General features: G+C 63.1%; 18 protein-coding genes. 8 read left to right on the forward strand and 10 right to left on the reverse strand.

Annotation, left to right across the window (positions count from 1 at the left end):
* Positions 1 to 5 precede the first annotated feature (5 nt).
* The 4 genes from GR158_RS02355 (at position 6) to pth (ending at position 4,779) form a co-directional block, all read left to right on the forward strand.
* On the forward strand, positions 6 to 617 hold the full coding sequence (locus tag GR158_RS02355) for a 50S ribosomal protein L25/general stress protein Ctc (RefSeq protein ID WP_160869697.1): 612 nt from the start codon (positions 6 to 8) through the stop codon (positions 615 to 617).
* A 217-nt stretch (positions 618 to 834) separates the two neighbouring features.
* The gene (locus tag GR158_RS02360; protein ID WP_160869971.1) at positions 835 to 3,219 is read left to right on the forward strand and encodes a bifunctional diguanylate cyclase/phosphodiesterase; all 2,385 of its coding nucleotides are present in this window, start codon (positions 835 to 837) and stop codon (positions 3,217 to 3,219) included.
* 22 nt (positions 3,220 to 3,241) lie between these two features.
* Positions 3,242 to 3,991, forward strand: a complete 750-nt coding sequence (locus GR158_RS02365; RefSeq protein WP_160869699.1) for an ABC transporter substrate-binding protein — start codon at positions 3,242 to 3,244, stop codon at positions 3,989 to 3,991.
* 74 nt (positions 3,992 to 4,065) lie between these two features.
* Positions 4,066 to 4,779 carry an aminoacyl-tRNA hydrolase gene (gene pth, locus GR158_RS02370; RefSeq protein ID WP_160869701.1) on the forward strand — a complete coding sequence of 238 codons (714 nt, stop codon included), beginning with the start codon at positions 4,066 to 4,068 and terminating at the stop codon, positions 4,777 to 4,779.
* A gap of 26 nt (positions 4,780 to 4,805) precedes the next feature.
* Here pth and clpS read toward each other — a convergent pair whose 3' ends face one another.
* Positions 4,806 to 5,117, reverse strand: a complete 312-nt coding sequence (gene clpS, locus GR158_RS02375; RefSeq protein ID WP_134647047.1) for an ATP-dependent Clp protease adapter ClpS — start codon at positions 5,115 to 5,117, stop codon at positions 4,806 to 4,808.
* Positions 5,118 to 5,274: 157 nt separating this feature from the next.
* On the opposite strand from clpS, the gene ychF reads away from it, so the two are divergent.
* A complete protein-coding gene (ychF, locus tag GR158_RS02380) occupies positions 5,275 to 6,378 on the forward strand; it encodes a redox-regulated ATPase YchF (RefSeq protein ID WP_134647045.1) in 1,104 nt (367 codons plus the stop codon).
* A 37-nt stretch (positions 6,379 to 6,415) separates the two neighbouring features.
* Here ychF and GR158_RS02385 read toward each other — a convergent pair whose 3' ends face one another.
* Entirely contained in the window at positions 6,416 to 7,531 is a 1,116-nt protein-coding gene (locus tag GR158_RS02385; RefSeq protein WP_160869703.1) for a hypothetical protein, read from the reverse strand.
* A gap of 112 nt (positions 7,532 to 7,643) precedes the next feature.
* On the opposite strand from GR158_RS02385, the gene GR158_RS02390 reads away from it, so the two are divergent.
* Entirely contained in the window at positions 7,644 to 8,114 is a 471-nt protein-coding gene (locus tag GR158_RS02390) for a MaoC family dehydratase (RefSeq protein ID WP_370359282.1), read from the forward strand.
* On the forward strand, positions 8,101 to 8,568 hold the full coding sequence (locus GR158_RS02395) for a MaoC family dehydratase (RefSeq protein ID WP_134647039.1): 468 nt from the start codon (positions 8,101 to 8,103) through the stop codon (positions 8,566 to 8,568). The genes GR158_RS02390 and GR158_RS02395 overlap by 14 nt, the downstream gene beginning before the upstream one ends.
* Positions 8,569 to 8,602: 34 nt before the next feature.
* On the opposite strand, the gene GR158_RS02400 is transcribed toward GR158_RS02395, so the two are convergent.
* The 8 genes from GR158_RS02400 to GR158_RS02435 form a co-directional block, all read right to left on the reverse strand.
* Positions 8,603 to 9,145, reverse strand: a complete 543-nt coding sequence (locus GR158_RS02400; protein ID WP_134647037.1) for an adenine phosphoribosyltransferase — start codon at positions 9,143 to 9,145, stop codon at positions 8,603 to 8,605.
* Positions 9,146 to 9,252: 107 nt separating this feature from the next.
* Positions 9,253 to 10,131 carry a cytochrome c1 gene (locus GR158_RS02405; RefSeq protein WP_160869705.1) on the reverse strand — a complete coding sequence of 293 codons (879 nt, stop codon included), beginning with the start codon at positions 10,129 to 10,131 and terminating at the stop codon, positions 9,253 to 9,255.
* A 26-nt stretch (positions 10,132 to 10,157) separates the two neighbouring features.
* A complete protein-coding gene (locus tag GR158_RS02410) occupies positions 10,158 to 11,426 on the reverse strand; it encodes a cytochrome b N-terminal domain-containing protein (protein WP_134647033.1) in 1,269 nt (422 codons plus the stop codon).
* A gap of 14 nt (positions 11,427 to 11,440) precedes the next feature.
* Positions 11,441 to 12,019, reverse strand: a complete 579-nt coding sequence (petA, locus tag GR158_RS02415) for a ubiquinol-cytochrome c reductase iron-sulfur subunit (RefSeq protein ID WP_134647031.1) — start codon at positions 12,017 to 12,019, stop codon at positions 11,441 to 11,443.
* A gap of 265 nt (positions 12,020 to 12,284) precedes the next feature.
* Positions 12,285 to 14,153: an ABC transporter ATP-binding protein gene (locus GR158_RS02420; RefSeq protein WP_160869707.1), complete on the reverse strand. Its 1,869-nt coding sequence runs from the start codon at positions 14,151 to 14,153 to the stop codon at positions 12,285 to 12,287.
* Between the two features lie 60 nt (positions 14,154 to 14,213).
* Positions 14,214 to 14,525 (reverse strand): type II toxin-antitoxin system RelE/ParE family toxin, encoded by a 312-nt coding sequence (locus GR158_RS02425; RefSeq protein ID WP_160869709.1) that lies wholly within the window; start codon positions 14,523 to 14,525, stop codon positions 14,214 to 14,216.
* A complete protein-coding gene (locus GR158_RS02430) occupies positions 14,522 to 14,794 on the reverse strand; it encodes a type II toxin-antitoxin system ParD family antitoxin (RefSeq protein ID WP_160869711.1) in 273 nt (90 codons plus the stop codon). The genes GR158_RS02425 and GR158_RS02430 overlap by 4 nt, the downstream gene beginning before the upstream one ends.
* Positions 14,795 to 14,894: 100 nt before the next feature.
* Positions 14,895 to 16,751, reverse strand: coding sequence for an ABC transporter ATP-binding protein (locus tag GR158_RS02435; protein ID WP_134647025.1), 1,857 nt, complete (start codon positions 16,749 to 16,751; stop codon positions 14,895 to 14,897).
* A gap of 430 nt (positions 16,752 to 17,181) precedes the next feature.
* Here GR158_RS02435 and GR158_RS02440 point away from each other — a divergent pair, with 430 nt between their 5' ends.
* Entirely contained in the window at positions 17,182 to 17,643 is a 462-nt protein-coding gene (locus GR158_RS02440; protein ID WP_134647023.1) for a tRNA (cytidine(34)-2'-O)-methyltransferase, read from the forward strand.
* Positions 17,644 to 17,662: the final 19 nt, after the last annotated feature.

Here is a 17,662-nt window from a genome sequence, read left to right on the forward strand (position 1 = left end):
TTGCCATGAGCAACGATACCTACGAGCTTAAGGCCGAAACGCGCGAACGGGTTGGTAAGGGGTCCTCCCGTGAACTTCGCCGCAACGGTCTCATCCCGGCAGTCATCTATGGTGAGAAGCAGGCCCCCCTCGCTATCGCCATCTCCACGAAGGAAGTCACCCAGCGCATCTACGCCGGCGGCTTCAAGACGACCGTCGCCACGATCGACGTCAACGGCGAGAAGATCAAGGTTCTCCCGAAGGACTACCAGCTCGATCCGGTCCGCGACTTCACCATGCATGTCGACTTCCTGCGCGTCTCGGGCAACACCCACGTCGTCGTTGAAGTTCCGGTTCACTTCATCAACGAAGAGAAGTCCCCGGGCATCAAGGCCGGCGGCGTCCTGAACATCGTTCGCCACGCTGTCGAGCTGCATGCTCTGGCCGGCAACATTCCGGATTCGCTGACGGCAGACCTCACCGGCCTCAAGGTCGGCGATGGCATCCACATCTCCAACATCAAGCTGCCGAAGGGCACGAGCCCCGTCATCACCGACCGTGACTTCACGATCGCGACGATCGCTGTCCCGGCTGCCGGCGTTGAAGAAGAAGAAGAAGTGGAAGCGACCGAGGAATAAGCTTTTCTCGGAAGCAGCCTCTAATAGAAAACCCCGTCTCCCAGGAGGCGGGGTTTTTCTTTGGCCCAAACATCTGGCAAGTTTGAATTATCGGCACTTTTACTGACGGATATTTCAGCAACCTTTAAGTTTTTGGTGAAACGCTGACCGGCATGACGAAAGCCAAAGACATAACGGGCGGGCTTCGCAGACCGGCGGGGGAGCAACCGGCATGAAGATGCATTCGGTGGAGAGCCGGTTCATTGCCATCGTTATCGGTGCGCTCCTGGTTTTCGTCGCACCGCTTTTCGTCCTCTTTCTCATCCTGTCGTCCGACCGCGTCGCCCGCGAACGAACGGAAAGCACCGAAGCCCTGCTCAGGGCCAATGTCGAAACGCTCGGAAAGCCGGTGTGGGATTTCGATCTCGACAGCGTTGCCCAGATCGTCGCATCCCTGGAAGGCAATACCGACATCAGCTTCGTGCGCGTGCGCGACACCGGCGAGATGATCGACATCAGCCGGCCCGCGGACCGTCCCGCCATCGAGGACGCGCGCTCCGTCGTCAATGCGGACATCCTCTACCGGGCCAGCGACGGCATCAAGAAGGTCGGCACGGCGGAAATCTGGCTGGAAAAGCAGGGCCTGCTTTCCCGCTTCAGCAAGGACGAAATGGCGATCTTCGCCATCTTCTTCTTCGCCGTCGCGACGCTCTTCACCGCCGCCATCATCGGCAACCGGATCACCATCATACGCCCGCTCATGCGCCTGACGGCGGCAATCGAAGCGACGCGCCGCCTTGGCTCGCGCCATCATGTCGACTGGACCTCGAAGGACGAGATGGGGGCACTCGCGCATAACTTCAACGAGATGCAGAGCCAACTCGAACGTGAGGACGCCGAGCTGAAGCTTGCCCACGCACGGACGACAGAAATCTACAATCTTACCCCGGCCATGCTGTTCTCCATCGATGCGACAGGCCGCATCACCGCCGTGAGCGACTATTGGCTGACGGCCACCGGTTATACCCGCGACGACGTGATCGGCCGCGCCTTCACCGATTTCCTCGTCGAGGATTGCCGCGACACCTATAACCAGCGCCATCTCGCGCAGACGGAAGGAAATGGCATCTGCGAGGTCACCCTGCGCTTCCGGCGCGCTGACCGCAGCGTGATCGACGTTCTCATCCTGGAAACGGACATGGCGACAGGCGACGAACGGCCGTCGCTGTCGCTTTCCGTCATGACCGATGTGACCAGCCTGAAGGACGCCGAAAACCGCAATCACCGGCAGGCCATCACCGACCATCTGACCGGCCTGCTCAACCGCCAGGGCTTCGAAATCGTGCTGGACGACCTGATCGGCGATGCCGACAGGCTGGGCCAGCAACTCGCCTGCATCTTCGTCGATCTCGACCGCTTCAAGTCGATCAACGACAATCTCGGCCATGCGACAGGCGATGCGGTGCTGCGCGAAATGGCGGAGCGCCTGCGGGGCCAGTTGCGCGGCAACGACGTCATCGCCCGCCTCGGCGGCGACGAGTTCGCCATCCTGCTCTGCGCGCCCGACGCCTGCCGGCTCGCCACCGACATAAGCGAACGGCTGGTCGAAGGCATGCGCGCGCCACTCATCATCAACGGCGCGGAGCTGAATGTCAGCGCGAGCATCGGCATCGCCGTCTATCCCGATCACGCCACGACGGCCGCCTGCCTCCTGCAGAAGTCGGACATGGCCATGTATGCCCGCAAGCGCGGCGGCAAGAACGGCGTCCAGCTCTTCGACAACGACATGGTGGATATCGCCCGCAAGCGGCTGGAAACCGAACAGTTCATCGAGCAGGGCCTGCGCGAGGACTGGTTCGACGCTTACCTCCAGCCCATCGTCGCGCTATCGGACGGGCGCGTCGCCGGTTTCGAGGCGCTGATGCGCCTCAACCATCCCGAACGTGGCCTGCTCTCCCCTGCCGACATCATCGGCATCGCGGAGGAAAACGGTTCGATCGGCCGGATCGGCGACCGCATTCTTTCCAGGGCCATTGCCCATCTGTCCGCCATCTCGAAGCTGGAAGGGCTGGGCGAAAGCTATCTCGCGGTGAACTTCTCTCCGCTGCAGTTCGAACCGGCGCTGCCGTCGCGCGTCGCAGCGCTCCTGATGGAGGCCGGCCTCCCGCCCTCGCGCATCGTCGTCGAAATCACCGAGGCGGTGCTGATGCTCGACAATCCCGTCGTGCGCTCCGTGCTCGATGCGCTCTCCGGCCTGGGCTGCCGCATCGCACTCGACGATTTCGGCACGGGCTTCTCGTCGCTGAGCTATCTCAACCGCTTCCCGGTCGATATCGTGAAGATCGACCAGTCCTTCACGCGCTCGCTGACAAGCGAGCAGCAGGACGTGCGCCGCAAGAGCCGCATGCTCGTGGAGGGCATCCGCACCATATCGCACCAGATGGGCTGCGCAGTCGTCGCCGAGGGCATCGAGACCGAGGAGCAATGGTTCATGCTCCAGGCCATGAATGTCGAGTTCGGCCAGGGCTACCTTTTCAGCCGGCCCTTGCCGCTCGAAGCGCTTCTCGCCAAACTGGACGAACTGCCGCCATCGGACGCACACACGCAAAAAGTAGCCTCCTGAGGAAGCAGCCGGGAACAGGATGATGAAGACACTCTTTCTGCTGCTCGGCCTCTCACTCGCACCGCTCTCGTCCGCCTGCGGCCAGACCATCCATCTCCTCACCGAGGAATATGCGCCCTTCAACTATACAAAAGCCGGCGCGATCACCGGCATCTCGGTCGACCAGATGACGCTCGTCGCAGAGCGCGCCGGCATCGACTACACGCTGGAGATCATGCCCTGGGCGCGCGCCTTTACCCTCGCCGAAAAACAGCCGATGCATTGTGTCTTCACGACGGGATACAATCGCGACCGTGCCACCCGTTTCCTCTGGATCAAGCCGCTGCTGAAGGACCAGATGGTCATGCTCAAACGGCAGCATGCCGTCTATGACGACCTCACCATCGTCAAGGCACGGGAGCTCAGGGTCGGTTCGCAGCGCGGCGACTTCGCGGTGGAAGCGCTGGAGCAGATCGGCTTCCATGACATCGATCTTGCCGCCGATATCGACGTCACCCTGCGCAAGCTGTTGAGCGGCCGCATCGACCTGATGCCGACCTCGGTCAAGACCTATGAGAAGATGCGGCTGGATGGCGTTCCCGTGGAAAAGGCCATGATGCTGGCCGGTCAGGTCTACGGCGTCGCCTGCAACAAGGATACGCCCCTTGATCTTGTCGAACGCATGCAGGCCGAGCTCGACAAGCTGATCGTCAGCGGAGAGCAGGATCGCATCTTTGCGGCCTACGGCCTGCCGCCGAACCCGCGCACGTCCCAGACCCGCGCCCACAAATAATGCGCGCTCATGGTTGACTTCCGCGCGCATTCGCGGTGGTGAAGGCGAAACGACATGCTTTGGCGGAGCAATCCATGCTGATCATCGCAGGCCTCGGCAATCCGGGCGCGAAATATGCGGGCAACCGCCACAATATCGGTTTCATGGCGCTGGATGCCATCCATCGCAAGAACCCGTTCTCGCCCTGGTCGAAGAAGTTCAAGGCGGAAATCTCCGAGGGCGAGCTTGCCGGCGACAAGGTCCTGTTGGTCAAGCCGCAGACCTTCATGAACCTGTCGGGCGAATCCGTCGGCGAAGCCATGCGCTTCTACAAGCTCGCGCCCAAGGATATCGTCGCCATCTACGACGAACTGGACCTGCTGCCCGGCAAGGCCCGCATCAAGGTTGGCGGCGGCCATGGCGGGCATAACGGCATCAAGTCGCTCGATGCCCATTGCGGCAAGGATTACCGCCGCCTGCGCCTCGGCATCGGCCATCCCGGCGCCAAGGAACTCGTGACCAACCATGTGCTCGGCGATTTCGCCAAGGCCGATCACGCCTGGCTCGATCCGCTGCTCGACGAGCTTGCGATCCACGCCGACATGCTGGTGCGCGGCGAAGACTCACAACTGATGAACAAGCTGGCGCTCGCCACCGGCAGCAAGCCGGAGGAGGACAAACCGGCCAAGAAACCCGCCGCCCAGTCCCATATCCGCGCCGCGCGCAACCATGCCCAGCCGAAGGCGCTGCCGACGAGCGGCCCGATGGCCGACATGCTGAAGAAGCTGTTCGGCAACAAGGGCGACTGACGTCCCGGCCGAACAGGCGCGAAAACCTATTCTTCCGGCTCGGTCTGGAAGAGCAGCGGAAAGCCCGCCTCCTTGGCAAGGTCCGTCGCCTCCTTGGCCTTGGTCTCGGCGATATCGCGGGCGCAGATGACGACCACGCAGGTCCCCATCTTGTGCGCCGTCATCATGACGCGGTAGCTGGTCTCCTCCGCCATGCCGAACACGGCCTTCAGCACCAGCACGACGAATTCGCGCGGCGTATAGTCGTCGTTGACGAGAAGCACCTTGTAGAGCTTCGGCCTTTCGAGCCTGGGCTTGGTGGTGGTTTTCGGGTCGAGGATGGTGTCGCCATTGCTCATCGGAAGCTCCTCACGACATTGGCTTCGAGCAGTGTGCGCTCATTGTGCACCGCAGGCGGGCGGAGTTCAAGGCCCCGCGCCGTCCGGGTCTTGACCCTGCCCCGTCCTTCCCCCATAGCGGTGGCAACGATTTTATCAAGACGAATGGACCATCTCCATGGGCTTCAAATGCGGTATCGTCGGCCTGCCGAATGTCGGCAAGTCGACCCTCTTCAACGCACTCACCAAGACGGCTGCCGCCCAGGCGGCGAACTATCCCTTCTGCACCATCGAGCCGAACACCGGCGAAGTCGCCGTGCCGGATCCGCGCATGAAGGCGCTCGCCACCGTCGCGGGCTCCAAGGAAATCATCCCGACGCGCATCTCCTTCGTCGATATCGCCGGCCTCGTGCGCGGCGCATCGAAGGGTGAAGGCCTCGGCAACAAGTTCCTCGCCAATATCCGCGAAGTCGATGCCGTCGTGCATGTGCTGCGCTGCTTCGAGGACGACGACATCACCCATGTCGAAGGCCGCATCAATCCGGTCGGCGATGCCGAGACCATCGAGACCGAGCTGATGCTCGCCGACCTCGAAAGCCTCGAGCGCCGCGTCGAGCAGACCCGCAAGCGCGCCACCGGCAAGGACAAGGAATCGCTTGCCCAGCTGCCGATCATGGAAGCCGTGGTGAAGCTGCTCAACGAGGGCAAGCCGGCGCGTCTTCTCCTCAAGACGCTGGCGCCGGAGGAGATCGAAATCCTCAAGGGCCTGAACCTGCTCACCTCCCACCCGGTCCTCTATGTCTGCAACGTCGCCGAAGGCGATGCGGTGAACGGCAACGCGCACACCGAAGCCGTCGCCGCCATGGCGAAGGAACAGGGTGCGGAATGCGTCATCATCTCGGCTGCGATCGAGGCCGAGGTCGCGCAGCTGCCGGAAGAGGAAGCGACGGAATTCCTCTCCGCGCTCGGCCTCGACGAAGCCGGCCTCGACCGCCTGATCCGGGCCGGTTACCACCTGCTCGACCTGATCACCTACTTTACCGTCGGCCCCAAGGAAACGCGTGCCTGGACGATCGTGCGCGGCACCAAGGCGCCCCAGGCCGCCGGCGTCATCCATACGGATTTCGAACGCGGCTTCATCCGCGCCTTCACCATCGCCTATGACGACTACATCGCCTACAAGGGCGAGGTCGGCGCCAAGGAAGCCGGCAAGGGCCGCGACGAAGGCAAGGAATATGTGGTGCAGGACGGCGACGTCATCCACTTCCGCTTCAACACGTAAGGCCGCGCCGGACCGACGACTTTCGAACTGCCGTCCCTCACCGGAGGGGCGGCAGTTTTTCTTTGAGCGCGAGCGGCAGCGGCGTCAAAACCCAGCGCCGGAAATGCGGCCAGCCGATACCGATGGTCAAGACGACAATCCCGACGATCAGCAGCGACAGGAAGATATAGGTTTCCGGGGCAGCGGTGGTGCGCTGAAGCAGGCTTGCCGTGGCAATGCCGAGCGACAGCAGGCCCGAGGTCACGAAGGCGCGGCGGTCGATGGCAAGCCCGATGCCCATGAGCACGACGACGATCGCAACGATGACCAGCGCATCCGGCAGGCCCTTGTCACCACTGAACAGTGTGTTGTTCGCGAAGTCGCCGAGAAAGACGAAGCTGAGCGTCGAATAGAGCAGCGCCGGTGCAGTGACGAGATGCAGCCAGAAGGCGATATCGGAGCGGCGCGTGACACGGAAACGATCCGACAGATCATAGCGCATCGCCACGGCAAACAGCGCGAGTGCCGTGACAAGGAAGATGCCGGCGCACAGCGTCGAGTGCTCGGTGAAGAGGTCGGTGCTATGAAGCATGCGCCCGAGCACGAGGAAGACGATGCCGAGCGCCAGAGCCGCCAGCGACAGATACCAGAGGCTCAATGACAGCGGGATACGGTAGCGCCAGTAGAACGGCGGCAGGAGCCCGCAGAGCGGCGCCACCGTCAGCAGGAAGCCGACGATCGCATCCTGCTGGTTGATCGCATCCTCCTGCATCAGGAGCGACGTCGTGAGGATCCAGTGCACGTAGAGCGCCGTCAGCAGCACGGCCGGAAGCGCAAGGCGCTGCCGCTTCACGAGAATTTCCGCAAGGATGATGATGGCCGGCAACGCCAGGAGAAACGCGCCGATGCCCCAGACGCCCGCCATGACGATGGCGACGCCGATGGTGATCAGCACATCGTGGAAACCGCGAATGAAGCGCGGCGCTTCGGTATCCTCGACCGGCGCGATGGCCCGATCCTCCGCCGGCCCGCCGATATCGAGCGCATCGGCACGCGCCGGCACATGTAGGCCGACGCCGCGCGCTTCCATATAGGGCAGGAGCACACCGGCCTGTTCGCCGGAAATGATGCCCTCGCCGGCCGCACCGTCGAGAACCGATTTCAAAGTCTGCATCGCGCGTCGTCTCCTGTTGCCCGCGCACCATAGCGCCGCGCCTGCCCCTGACAAGTCTTGCAAAACAATGTCATGACCGCCATTCTCATGCCCGCAACAGGACAAACGGATCGTGGCCGACAGAAGCTTTGAAGATTTCACACCCGGACACCGCTTCACCTTCCGGGAGCGCACGCTGACGGCAGACGAGATCATCGCCTTCGCCCGGGAATTCGACCCGCAGCCCATGCATCTCGACGAAGCGGCCGGCCGTGCCAGCATTCTCGGCGGACTGGCCGCCTCCGGCTGGCACACCAGCGCGGTGATGATGCGCATGCTCTGCGAAGCCTATATCGACGGCTCCACCTCCGAGGGCTCACCCGGCGTCGACCTGATGGAATGGAAGCGCCCGGTGCTGGCCGGTGACACGCTCGGCGGCCACTGCGAGGTGCTGGAGGCACGCGTCTCACGCTCGCGGCCGGACATCGGCATCGTGCGGCTGCGCGCCGAAGTGACCAACCAGCGCGGCGAGATCGTCGCCATCTCGGAATATGTCAACATGATGCGCCTTGCCGGAAAGGATGCCGCCCATGCGGATGGCTGAGCTTTATCCGTTCGGCGAGACGGTCGCGATCGGCTCGAACACCTTCACGGCGGAAGACATCATCCGCTTCGCCCGGGATTTCGATCCGCAGCCCTTTCACCTGGATGCCGAGCTCGCCCGGCAAAGCCTGTTCGGCGGCCTGTGCGCCTCGGGCTGGCACACCAGCGCCGGCTGGATGAAATGCTTCGTCGCGTTCTGGACCGCCGAATGCCGGCGTCTGGCCGCCGAGGGCATCGCGCCGCCGAAGCTCGGCCCCTCGCCCGGCTTCACCAAGCTCGGGTGGTTCAGGCCCGTCTTCGCCGGCGATACGATCAGCTATTCGGTCACGCTGCTCGCCTCGCGCGAACTGGCGACGCGCAAGGACCGGGTGCTCAACACGATCCGTTGCGCGGGCGAAAACCAGAACGGCGAGCCGGTCATCCGGTTCGAGAGCACGGTGCTGGAGTTCGTTTAACAAGGGGCCTGGAGTTACCCCCCTCTGGCCCGCCTCAATGCCCGTCGAAGGCCACCAGCGTTCGCACTTCCACACCGAGCGCTTCCAGCTTCTTGCGGCCGCCGATTTCCGGCAGGTCGATGACGAAGCAGGCGGCGACGATGTCGGCGCCCATCTGGCGCAGCAGCTTCACGGCGGCTTCCGCCGTGCCGCCGGTGGCGATCAGGTCATCGACGAGGATCACCTTCTCGCCCGGCTTGATGGCATCCTTGTGCATCTCCATCTCGTCCACGCCGTATTCCAGGCTGTAGGCGATGCGCACGGTTTCGTGCGGCAGCTTGCCCTTCTTGCGGATGGGAACGAAACCGGTCGACAGCTGATGCGCCATGGCGCCACCGAGGATGAAGCCGCGTGCCTCGATGCCGGCGACCTTCGCGATGCCGATGCCCGCGTAAGGGTGTACCAGCTCGTCCACGGCGCGGCGGAAGGCACGCGGATTGCCGAGCAGCGTGGTGATGTCGCGGAACATGATGCCGGGCTTCGGATAGTCCGGAATGTTGCGGATCGCGGCGACGAGTTCTTGTTCAACGGTAGACATGGAATTTCCCGGCTGCGGAAGACGGACCGGTTATTGCAGGTGCAGCACCGCCCCACAACAAAAAAGGCGGCCCGAAGGCCGCCTTTCGAACCGGGCGACGGGATCGCTCAGTGTTCCTTGCTCGCGTAGACCGACTTCTTCGTCAGATAGATCAGGCCCGTGAAGATCAGCAGGAAGACCATGACCATGAAGCCGGTGCGCTTGCGCTCCTCCAGATGCGGCTCGGCGGCCCACATCAGGAAGGCGGCGACGTCATGTGCGTACTGGTCGACCGTCTGCGGCGAACCGTCGTCATAGGTGACCTGATCGTCGGAGATCGGCTTTGCCATGGCGAGTGCCGCGGCATTGGCGAAGTACGGATTGTAGTGCGTGCCTTCGGCAACTTCGAGATGCGCAGGCTTCTCTTCCTCATATCCCGTCAGCAGCGAGTAGATGTAGTCCGGGCCACCTTCCTGGTACTGGGTGAAGATGTCGAAGACGAACTGCGGGAAGCCGCGGGTGATGCCGCGCGCCTTGGCGATCAGCGAGAAGTCCGGCGGAGCCGCACCGTTGTTCGAAGCGGCAGCCGCCTCGTGGTTGGCGTAAGGCGACGGGAAGTGGTCGGAGGGCACGGCCTTCCGCATGTACATCTCGCCGTCGCTGTTCGGGCCGTCCTGGACTTCGTAGTTCGCTGCGAAGGCCTTGACCTGGGCCTCGGAGTAGCCAAGCCCTTCCAGCGTGCGGAAGGAGACGAGGTTCATCGAGTGGCAGGCCGAACAGACTTCGGTGTAGACCTTCAGGCCGCGCTGAAGCTGGCCCTTGTCGTACTTGCCGAACGGACCGGCAAAGGACCAGTCCTGCTGCTTGGGCTTATGCAACGGATAGTGCGGCGTGGCGTGTTCGGCCTCCGCACCGGCTGCGGGCGCTGCCTCTTCCGCCGTAGCGAAGGAGACGCCCAGACCGGCGACGAGGGCGAGCGACAGAATGCCTGCAACAAGCTTTTTCATTGTCATGGTTCCTTTCGTCGCCCGTCTCAGGCCTTGGCCGCCTTGGCGTTCTTCTTTTCCAGAACCGCTTCCGTGATCGAATTCGGAATGCGCTTCGGGGTCTCGATCAGGCCGAGCAACGGCATGAGGATGATGAAGAAGCCAAAGTAATAGACCGTGCCGAGCTGCGAGAGGATGACGTAGATGCCTTCGGCAGGCATGGCGCCCAGCCAGCCGAGCATGATGGCATTGGCCACGAAGATCCAGAAGAACAGCTTGTACCACGGACGGTAGACGGCGGAACGAACCTTGGAGGTGTCGAGCCACGGCAGGAAGAACAGGATGATGATCGAGCCGAACATCACCAGGACGCCACCGAGCTTGGAGTCGATCGGGCCGATGTTGAAGGTGATGGCGCGCAGCATCGCGTAGAACGGCAGGTAGTACCATTCCGGAACGATGTGGGCCGGGGTCTTCAGCGGGTCAGCCGGGATGTAGTTGTCCGGGTGGCCGAGATAGTTCGGCATGTAGAAGATGAACCAGGCGAAGACGATCAGGAAGACCGACACGCCAAGGGCGTCCTTCAGCGTCGCATAGGGCGTGAAGGGAACCGTGTCCGTCTTGGACTTCACCTCGACGCCGGTCGGATTCGTCTGGCCGGTGACGTGCAGCGCCCAGATGTGCAGGACAACGACGCCCGCGATCATGAAGGGCAGCAGGTAGTGCAGCGCGAAGAAGCGGTTCAGCGTCGGGTTGTCGACGGCGAAGCCACCGAGCAGGAACTGCTGGATCCATTCGCCGACCCAGGGGAACGCCGAGAAGAAGCCGGTGATGACGGTCGCGCCCCAGAAGGACATCTGACCCCAGGGCAGAACGTAGCCCATGAAGCCCGTTGCCATCATCAGGAGATAGATGACGACGCCGAGGATCCAGAGGATTTCGCGCGGCGCCTTGTAGGAGCCGTAGTAGAGGCCGCGGGCAATGTGCAGGTAGACCGCGATGAAGAAGAAGGACGCGCCGTTGGCGTGCATGTAGCGCAAGAGCCAGCCGTGGTTCACGTCGCGCATGATCTTTTCGACCGAGTTGAACGCGACGGTGGTTTCGGCGGCGTAGTGCATGGCCAGCACGATGCCGGTGGCGATCTGCACGATCAGCATCACCGACAGCATGGCGCCGAAGGTGTAGGCATAGTTCAGGTTGCGCGGTACCGGGTAGGAAACGAAGCTGTCATGGATCATGCGCGGCAGAGGCAGGCGCGAATCGACCCATTTTTCGATGCCAGTCGTCGGCTGGTAGGTGGAATGTTCAGCACTCATTATCAGGTGTCCCCTCAACCGATCTTGATGACTGTGTCGGATACGAACGAGAAGGTCGGCACAGCCAGGTTCTCAGGGGCGGGACCCTTACGGATACGGCCGGCCGTATCGTAGTGAGAACCATGGCAGGGACAGAACCAGCCGCCGAAATCGCCGGCCTGGCCGAGCGGAACACAGCCGAGATGCGTGCACGAACCGATCATGACGATCCAGTTCTCCTTGCCTTCGCCGGCGGAGCGGTCGATATCCGTCGCCTGGGCGTCGGGCGCGATGTTTGCGTTGCGCGCGACCGGGTCCTTCAGGTCAGCGAGCGCGACGGCCTTGGCTTCCTCGACTTCCTGGTCCGTGCGGTTGCGGATGAAGACCGGCTTGCCGCGCCACTTGGCAGTCAGGGACATGCCCGGCGTCAGGCTGGAGACGTCGACCTCGATGGAAGCGAGCGCCAGCGTGGACGCGTCCGGACGCATCTGGTCGATGAACGGCCAAGCGACGGCGACGCCGCCCACGACGCCCGCCATACCGGTGGTCAGGTAAAGAAAATCGCGGCGAGTGGGCTCGCCATGGGATTCGCTTGTTGTCTCGTGTTCGCTCACGGCTAAACCATCCTCTCACGCAAAGTCTGCGGAAAACCGCAACGCCCCCTGGGAACCGGCAATATCCGGACACAATACGGCCATAGATTCCCCGTCAATCCGGCGCGTTCTATGCTTGATCGCAAATTATGTCCAGCCTTGGCAAGGGGAGGTGGGCACATTGTCGCGGGAAAACCGTAAGGGCTTGACATCGATCAGGACGGCGCCGGAAAGCGCAACCCTTTCAAGGCACAAAGGCGTGCCTGTTTACGACCACGCGGCGGCCCTATTGCGCCGCTTCCGCCTGCCCGAGAAAACCGCCCGACTGGCGTGACCAGAGGTCCGCATAAAGCCCGCCGCGCGCGACGAGCTCGCCATGCGTGCCCTCCTCCACGATCCGGCCGCGATCCATCACGATCAGGCGGTCGAGGGCGGCGATGGTCGAGAGGCGGTGGGCGATCGCCAGCACGGTCTTGCCGCGCATCAGCCGCTCGAGATTGGACTGGATGGCCGCCTCGACCTCCGAATCGAGGGCCGAGGTCGCCTCGTCCAGCACGAGGATGGGCGCATCCTTCAGCATGACGCGCGCAATCGCGATGCGCTGGCGCTGGCCGCCCGACAGCTTCACGCCGCGCTCCCCGACATGGGCGTCATAACCCCGGCGCCCGCGCTGGTCCTCCAGCTGGAGGATGAAATCGTGCGCCTCCGCCTTCCTGGCGGCCTCGATCATCTGCTCTTCGCTGGCATCCGGGTTGCCGAAGAGGATGTTGTCGCGCAGCGAGCGGTGCAGCAGCGCCGTATCCTGGCTGACCATGCCGATGCTGGCGCGCAGGCTTTCCTGGGTGACGGCGGCAATATCCTGTCCGCCGACCAGGATGCGGCCGCCCTCCAGGTCGTAGAACCGCAGGAGAAGGTTGACGAGCGTTGACTTGCCCGCCCCCGAGCGCCCGACGATGCCGACCTTCTCGCCCGGCCGGATGGACAGCGTCAGGTCGTCGATGACGCCGGACTGGCGCCCATAATGGAAGCGTACGTTCTCGAAACGGATATCGGGGCTCACGACCTTGAGCGCCGTCGCATCCGGCCTGTCGACGAGGCCGATGGGCTGGGAGATCAGGTCTGCGGAATTCTGGATCGTGCCGACATTGCGCATGATGCTGTTGAGCTGCGTCATCAGGCGGTTGAGCAGGAAGTTCAGGCGCAGCACCAGCGCCATGGTGAAGGCGACGGCGCCCGAGCTGATGACGGCGGTCAGCCAGAGGTGAATGCACAGCACCGCCATGCCGGCGATCATCAGGCCCGAGAGGAAGGCAAGCGACGCGCGCAGCGACGTCAGCAGCCGCGTGAATGTCAGGATCGTCGCCTGGAAGATATCGAAGCCATCGCGCATGTAGCGGTCGTTCGCATCGTCGCGGCCGAAGAGCTTGAGGGTCTGGATATTGGAATAGGCATCGACCATGCGGCCGCTGATCATCGACCCGGCCTCGGCCGACTGGCGGGCATGCTCGCGGATGCGCGGCACGAAATGGCGCGCCAGCACGGCGAAGATGGCAAGCCAGGCCAACAGCACGGCCGCCAGCCGCCAGTCGAGCTGGCCGAGCAGCACGAGCGTCGAGACCGTGTAGATCGACACGAACCAGATGCTTTCCATGAAGGAGGTGATGACGTCGCCCGTCGCCTGCCCCGCCGACCAGACCTTGGTGACGATGCGGCCGGAGAAGTCGTTCTGGAAGAACGACAGCGACTGGCGCGCGACATGCACATAGGATTGCCAGCGCACGAGATTGTAGAAGCCCGGCGTGATGACCTGCTGGTCCACCAGCGCTGTGAGAAACGCCACGACGAAGCGCACGATCCCGATGAGGCCGAGCATCAGCAGCAGTTCGGTTCCATGGGCGGCAAGCAGGCCGCCCCACCCCTCGCCCGGCCTGACCGTCGCCAGCATGTCGACGAGGCGTCCGACGAACCAGAAGGTCGCCGCCTCGATCCCCGCCGTGATGCCGCCCAGCACCAGCAGCGCCGCAAACGGCGCCTTGGCCTGCCGCACGTAGAACCAAACGAAGGCAAACAGCCCCGCCGGCGGCCGCAGGTCATCGCGCCGCTCGAATGGCTTTATCCAGGTCTCGAAGAAGGCGAAAAGCGGCCGCAAGATCATGCCCCCGATATAGGCCGTTTTGGCCGGGCGGCAAATTAAAGTTCGGAAAGGAAAAACGGGCTATCGCTCAAGGATACGGTCAATATCTCTTCGCCCGTGAAGGATGCGCACGATCCTGACTTCACGTTCCACAACGAGATAATACACCTTGATATCCTCGAAGCCTTCCACAGACCACGTTCGCAGTCCCGCCAGACGCGGATTCCGCAGCGGGCGCGGCGGGCCTGCACTCGGTGTGTGGCAAAGCGCAGTGATCGCTTCTTGCGCGGCGGCCAAGAAGCGCTCTGCCACGAACTCCTGCCCGATTTCCCTGAGATAAACCACCTGCCGCAGGATATCCGCACGAGCCGCCGGAAGAACGACCGGCTTCAACGCGCACCACTTTTGCGCGACCGGGCGGCAAGAAGCGCTGCCGCTTCAGCCTTCAAATCAGACCAGAAGGCAGCATCCGCCACCTCGCCCTTGCCGGAAGCAAGGCCTTCGAGCAACAGCGATTCCAGCCGCGCCTCTTTTTCCTTCTCCTGCGCGTCCCGCAGGAGGCTGCGGAAATACTCGCTGACATTGCCATAACCCTTCGTTTCCATCTGGCTGTCGACGAAGGATTTGAGGGTATCCGGCAGGGAAATGGTGATCGTTGCCATGGGAAGCTCCTTGTCTTTCCAAGATAGCAGCTTTGCCTGATCTTCCCAATAGATAAGAACAGATATGAAATATCCCGGCTTTTGGCCGGGATATCCATGGCTACTGCGCCGCCGCCTCGGTCTCGGCTGCGTCATCGGCGATGAAGCCGCCGGATTGGCGGGTCCAGAGGTCGGCGTAGATGCCGCCCCGGGCGACCAGTTCGGCATGTGTGCCCATCTCGCTGATGCGGCCCTTGTCGAGCACGACGAGGCGGTCCATCTCCGTCAGCGTGGACAGGCGGTGGGCGATCGCGATCACCGTCTTGCCCTGCATAAGGGCGAAGAGGTTTTCCTGGATCGCCGCCTCGACTTCCGAATCGAGCGCCGAGGTCGCCTCGTCCAGCACCAGGATCGGCGCGTCCTTCAGGAAGACGCGGGCGATAGCGATACGCTGGCGCTGGCCGCCGGAGAGTTTTACGCCGCGCTCGCCGACTTGGGCATCGAGGCCGCTGCGGCCCTGGTGGTCGCTCAGGCTTTCGATGAAGTCCCAGGCATTGGCCCGCTTGGCCGCCTCGATGATCTCGGCATCGGTCGCATCCGGCTTGCCATAGGCGATGTTGTCTCGGATGGAGCGGTGCAGCAGGGACGTGTCCTGCGTCACCACGCCGATCTGCGAGCGCAGGCTGTCCTGCGTGACCGTGGCGATGTCCTTGCCGTCGATCGTGATCCGGCCGGCCTCCAGGTCATAGAAGCGCAGGAGTACATTCATCAGCGTCGTCTTGCCGGCACCGGACCGGCCGACAAGGCCGACCTTCTCGCCGGCGGCGATGTCGAGCGACAGGTCCTCGATCGCGCCCTTGTTCTTGCCGTAGTGGAAGCGGACGTGATCGAAGGTGATGGCGCCCTTCGCCGCCGGCAGCGCCGGCGCCTGGGGCGCATCCTTGATGTCGTGGGGCTTGGTCATCATGCCCATGCCGTCATAGACCGTGCCGATATTCTCGAACAACGCGGTCACTTCCCACATCACCCACTGCGACATGCCGTTGATGCGCATGGCAAGGCCGGCCGCCACCGCGACGGCGCCGACCGTCACGTCGCCCGACATCCAGAAGTAGATGCCGATGGCCGTGGTGAAGAACATCGCGATGACGTTGTTGACGTCGATGGCGATATTGAAGGCCGTGATGAAGCGCATCTGCTTGTGCACCGTCTGCAGGAACTCGTCCATGCCTTCGCGGGCATAGGTTTCCTCGCGGCCGGCATGCGAGAACAGCTTCACGGTCGCGATGTTCGTGTAGCTGTCGACGATCCGGCCCGTCATCATGGAGCGCGCATCCGCCTGCTCGCGCGAAACCCGCATGAGCTTCGGCACGAAGTAGCGCAGGATGCAGATGTAGACGACGAACCACACGAGCAGCGGCACCACGAGGCGCAGGTCGGCCGACGCGATGATGGCGATCATCGAGACGAAATAGCTCACCACATAGATGAAGACGTCGATGATCTTCATCACCGTTTCGCGCACGGCAAGCGAGGTCTGCATCACCTTCGTCGAGACGCGGCCGGCGAACTCGTTGGAGAAGAAGGTCATGCTCTGGCGGATGAGATAACGATGCATCTGCCAGCGGGCGATCATCGGGAAATTGCCCGCAAGCGCCTGGTGCATGGTCATCGTGTGCAGCGCGCCGAAAAGCGGAATGAGCACGAGCAGAAGCACGGCCATCCAGATCAGCGTGCCGCCCTCGCGGGCGAGGAACGTGCCGGGGTCACCGGCCGAGAGCCAGTCGACGATGTTGCCGAGGAACTGGAACAGCAGCACTTCGGCGATGCCGAGCGCCATGGAGCAGAAGCCCAGCACCGCAAGCCAGGGTGCCGCCGGGCGCGTATAATGCCAGACGAAGGGGATGATCCCCTTGGGCGGCAGCGAGGGCGCCGCCGAGGGGTAAGGATTCAAACGTCTTTCGAACCAGCCGAACATGGCTTTCTCCGTAATATGGGACGGAACCGGCACGAACGGCGCAAAGGGGCGCAGTCGGGAGCGGGATTCCGCTTGGTGTGCCGCGGGGCGACGAAAGCGTCACACGGCAAATTGATATGCAGGCACGAAGGAAATGGAGGCGGCGAAATGCCTAAGCGAGAAGAGGCGTGATTCCAGCCGGGAGGCGCAGCCGATGGGCATTAATCATCATGTTCCTCCCTTTCTCGCGTTTCAGATGTGCCGTGATTAACCCGAAACGATGCAATTTTCCAGACGCTTCGGCGCGATTTCCCATCTGCGGCCAATCCTGTTGCCCTGCCGCCACATCCATCGGCCCCGCCTCCCCCAGGCGCTGTGTCTCCCACCATTTCGCCGCGCGGCTTGCAGAACGGCATCGCATCGGATCGTGAATTGCTGTAGCGAAGCGCGCATGTCTGCACTGCGCATCGCCCTCTACCAGCCCGACATCGCCGGCAACACCGGCACGATGCTGCGTTTCGCCGCTTGCATGGGTCTTTCCGTCGACATCATCGAGCCGGCCGGCTTCGACATATCCGATCGCAGCCTGAAGCGGGCCGGCATGGACTATCTCGCCGCGGTGACGCTGACGCGCCATGTCAGCTGGGACAGGTTCGAGGACTGGCGCAATGAGACCGGCCGCCGCCTGATCCTCGCCTCCACCAAGGCCGCAGGCCTCTACACCGACTTCGCCTACCGCCCCGACGACATCCTGCTTTTCGGCCGCGAAAGCGCCGGCGTGCCGGACCATGTGCACGACATCGCCGACGGGCGCGTCCTCATCCCCATGGTCGAGGGCCAGCGCTCCATCAACGTCGCCCTCTCCGCCGCGATGATCTGCGGTGAGGCGCTGCGCCAGACCGGTTTCGCCTGAAGCGCGTTCCGACAGATCG

Origin of the sequence: Shinella sp. AETb1-6, from assembly GCF_009826875.1 — a bacterium.
Taxonomy (GTDB): domain Bacteria; phylum Pseudomonadota; class Alphaproteobacteria; order Rhizobiales; family Rhizobiaceae; genus Shinella; species Shinella sumterensis.

Coding starts and splice junctions, on each gene's coding strand:
- GR158_RS02355 (WP_160869697.1), top strand. CDS start 6: ATGAGCAACGATACCTACGAGCTTAAGGCCGAAACGCGCGAACGGGTT.
- GR158_RS02360 (WP_160869971.1), top strand. CDS start 835: ATGCATTCGGTGGAGAGCCGGTTCATTGCCATCGTTATCGGTGCGCTC.
- GR158_RS02365 (WP_160869699.1), top strand. CDS start 3,242: ATGAAGACACTCTTTCTGCTGCTCGGCCTCTCACTCGCACCGCTCTCG.
- pth (WP_160869701.1), top strand. CDS start 4,066: ATGCTGATCATCGCAGGCCTCGGCAATCCGGGCGCGAAATATGCGGGC.
- clpS (WP_134647047.1), bottom strand. CDS start 5,117: ATGAGCAATGGCGACACCATCCTCGACCCGAAAACCACCACCAAGCCC.
- ychF (WP_134647045.1), top strand. CDS start 5,275: ATGGGCTTCAAATGCGGTATCGTCGGCCTGCCGAATGTCGGCAAGTCG.
- GR158_RS02385 (WP_160869703.1), bottom strand. CDS start 7,531: ATGCAGACTTTGAAATCGGTTCTCGACGGTGCGGCCGGCGAGGGCATC.
- GR158_RS02395 (WP_134647039.1), top strand. CDS start 8,101: ATGCGGATGGCTGAGCTTTATCCGTTCGGCGAGACGGTCGCGATCGGC.
- GR158_RS02400 (WP_134647037.1), bottom strand. CDS start 9,145: ATGTCTACCGTTGAACAAGAACTCGTCGCCGCGATCCGCAACATTCCG.
- GR158_RS02405 (WP_160869705.1), bottom strand. CDS start 10,131: ATGAAAAAGCTTGTTGCAGGCATTCTGTCGCTCGCCCTCGTCGCCGGT.
- GR158_RS02410 (WP_134647033.1), bottom strand. CDS start 11,426: ATGAGTGCTGAACATTCCACCTACCAGCCGACGACTGGCATCGAAAAA.
- GR158_RS02420 (WP_160869707.1), bottom strand. CDS start 14,153: ATGATCTTGCGGCCGCTTTTCGCCTTCTTCGAGACCTGGATAAAGCCA.
- GR158_RS02430 (WP_160869711.1), bottom strand. CDS start 14,794: ATGGCAACGATCACCATTTCCCTGCCGGATACCCTCAAATCCTTCGTC.
- GR158_RS02435 (WP_134647025.1), bottom strand. CDS start 16,751: ATGTTCGGCTGGTTCGAAAGACGTTTGAATCCTTACCCCTCGGCGGCG.
- GR158_RS02440 (WP_134647023.1), top strand. CDS start 17,182: ATGTCTGCACTGCGCATCGCCCTCTACCAGCCCGACATCGCCGGCAAC.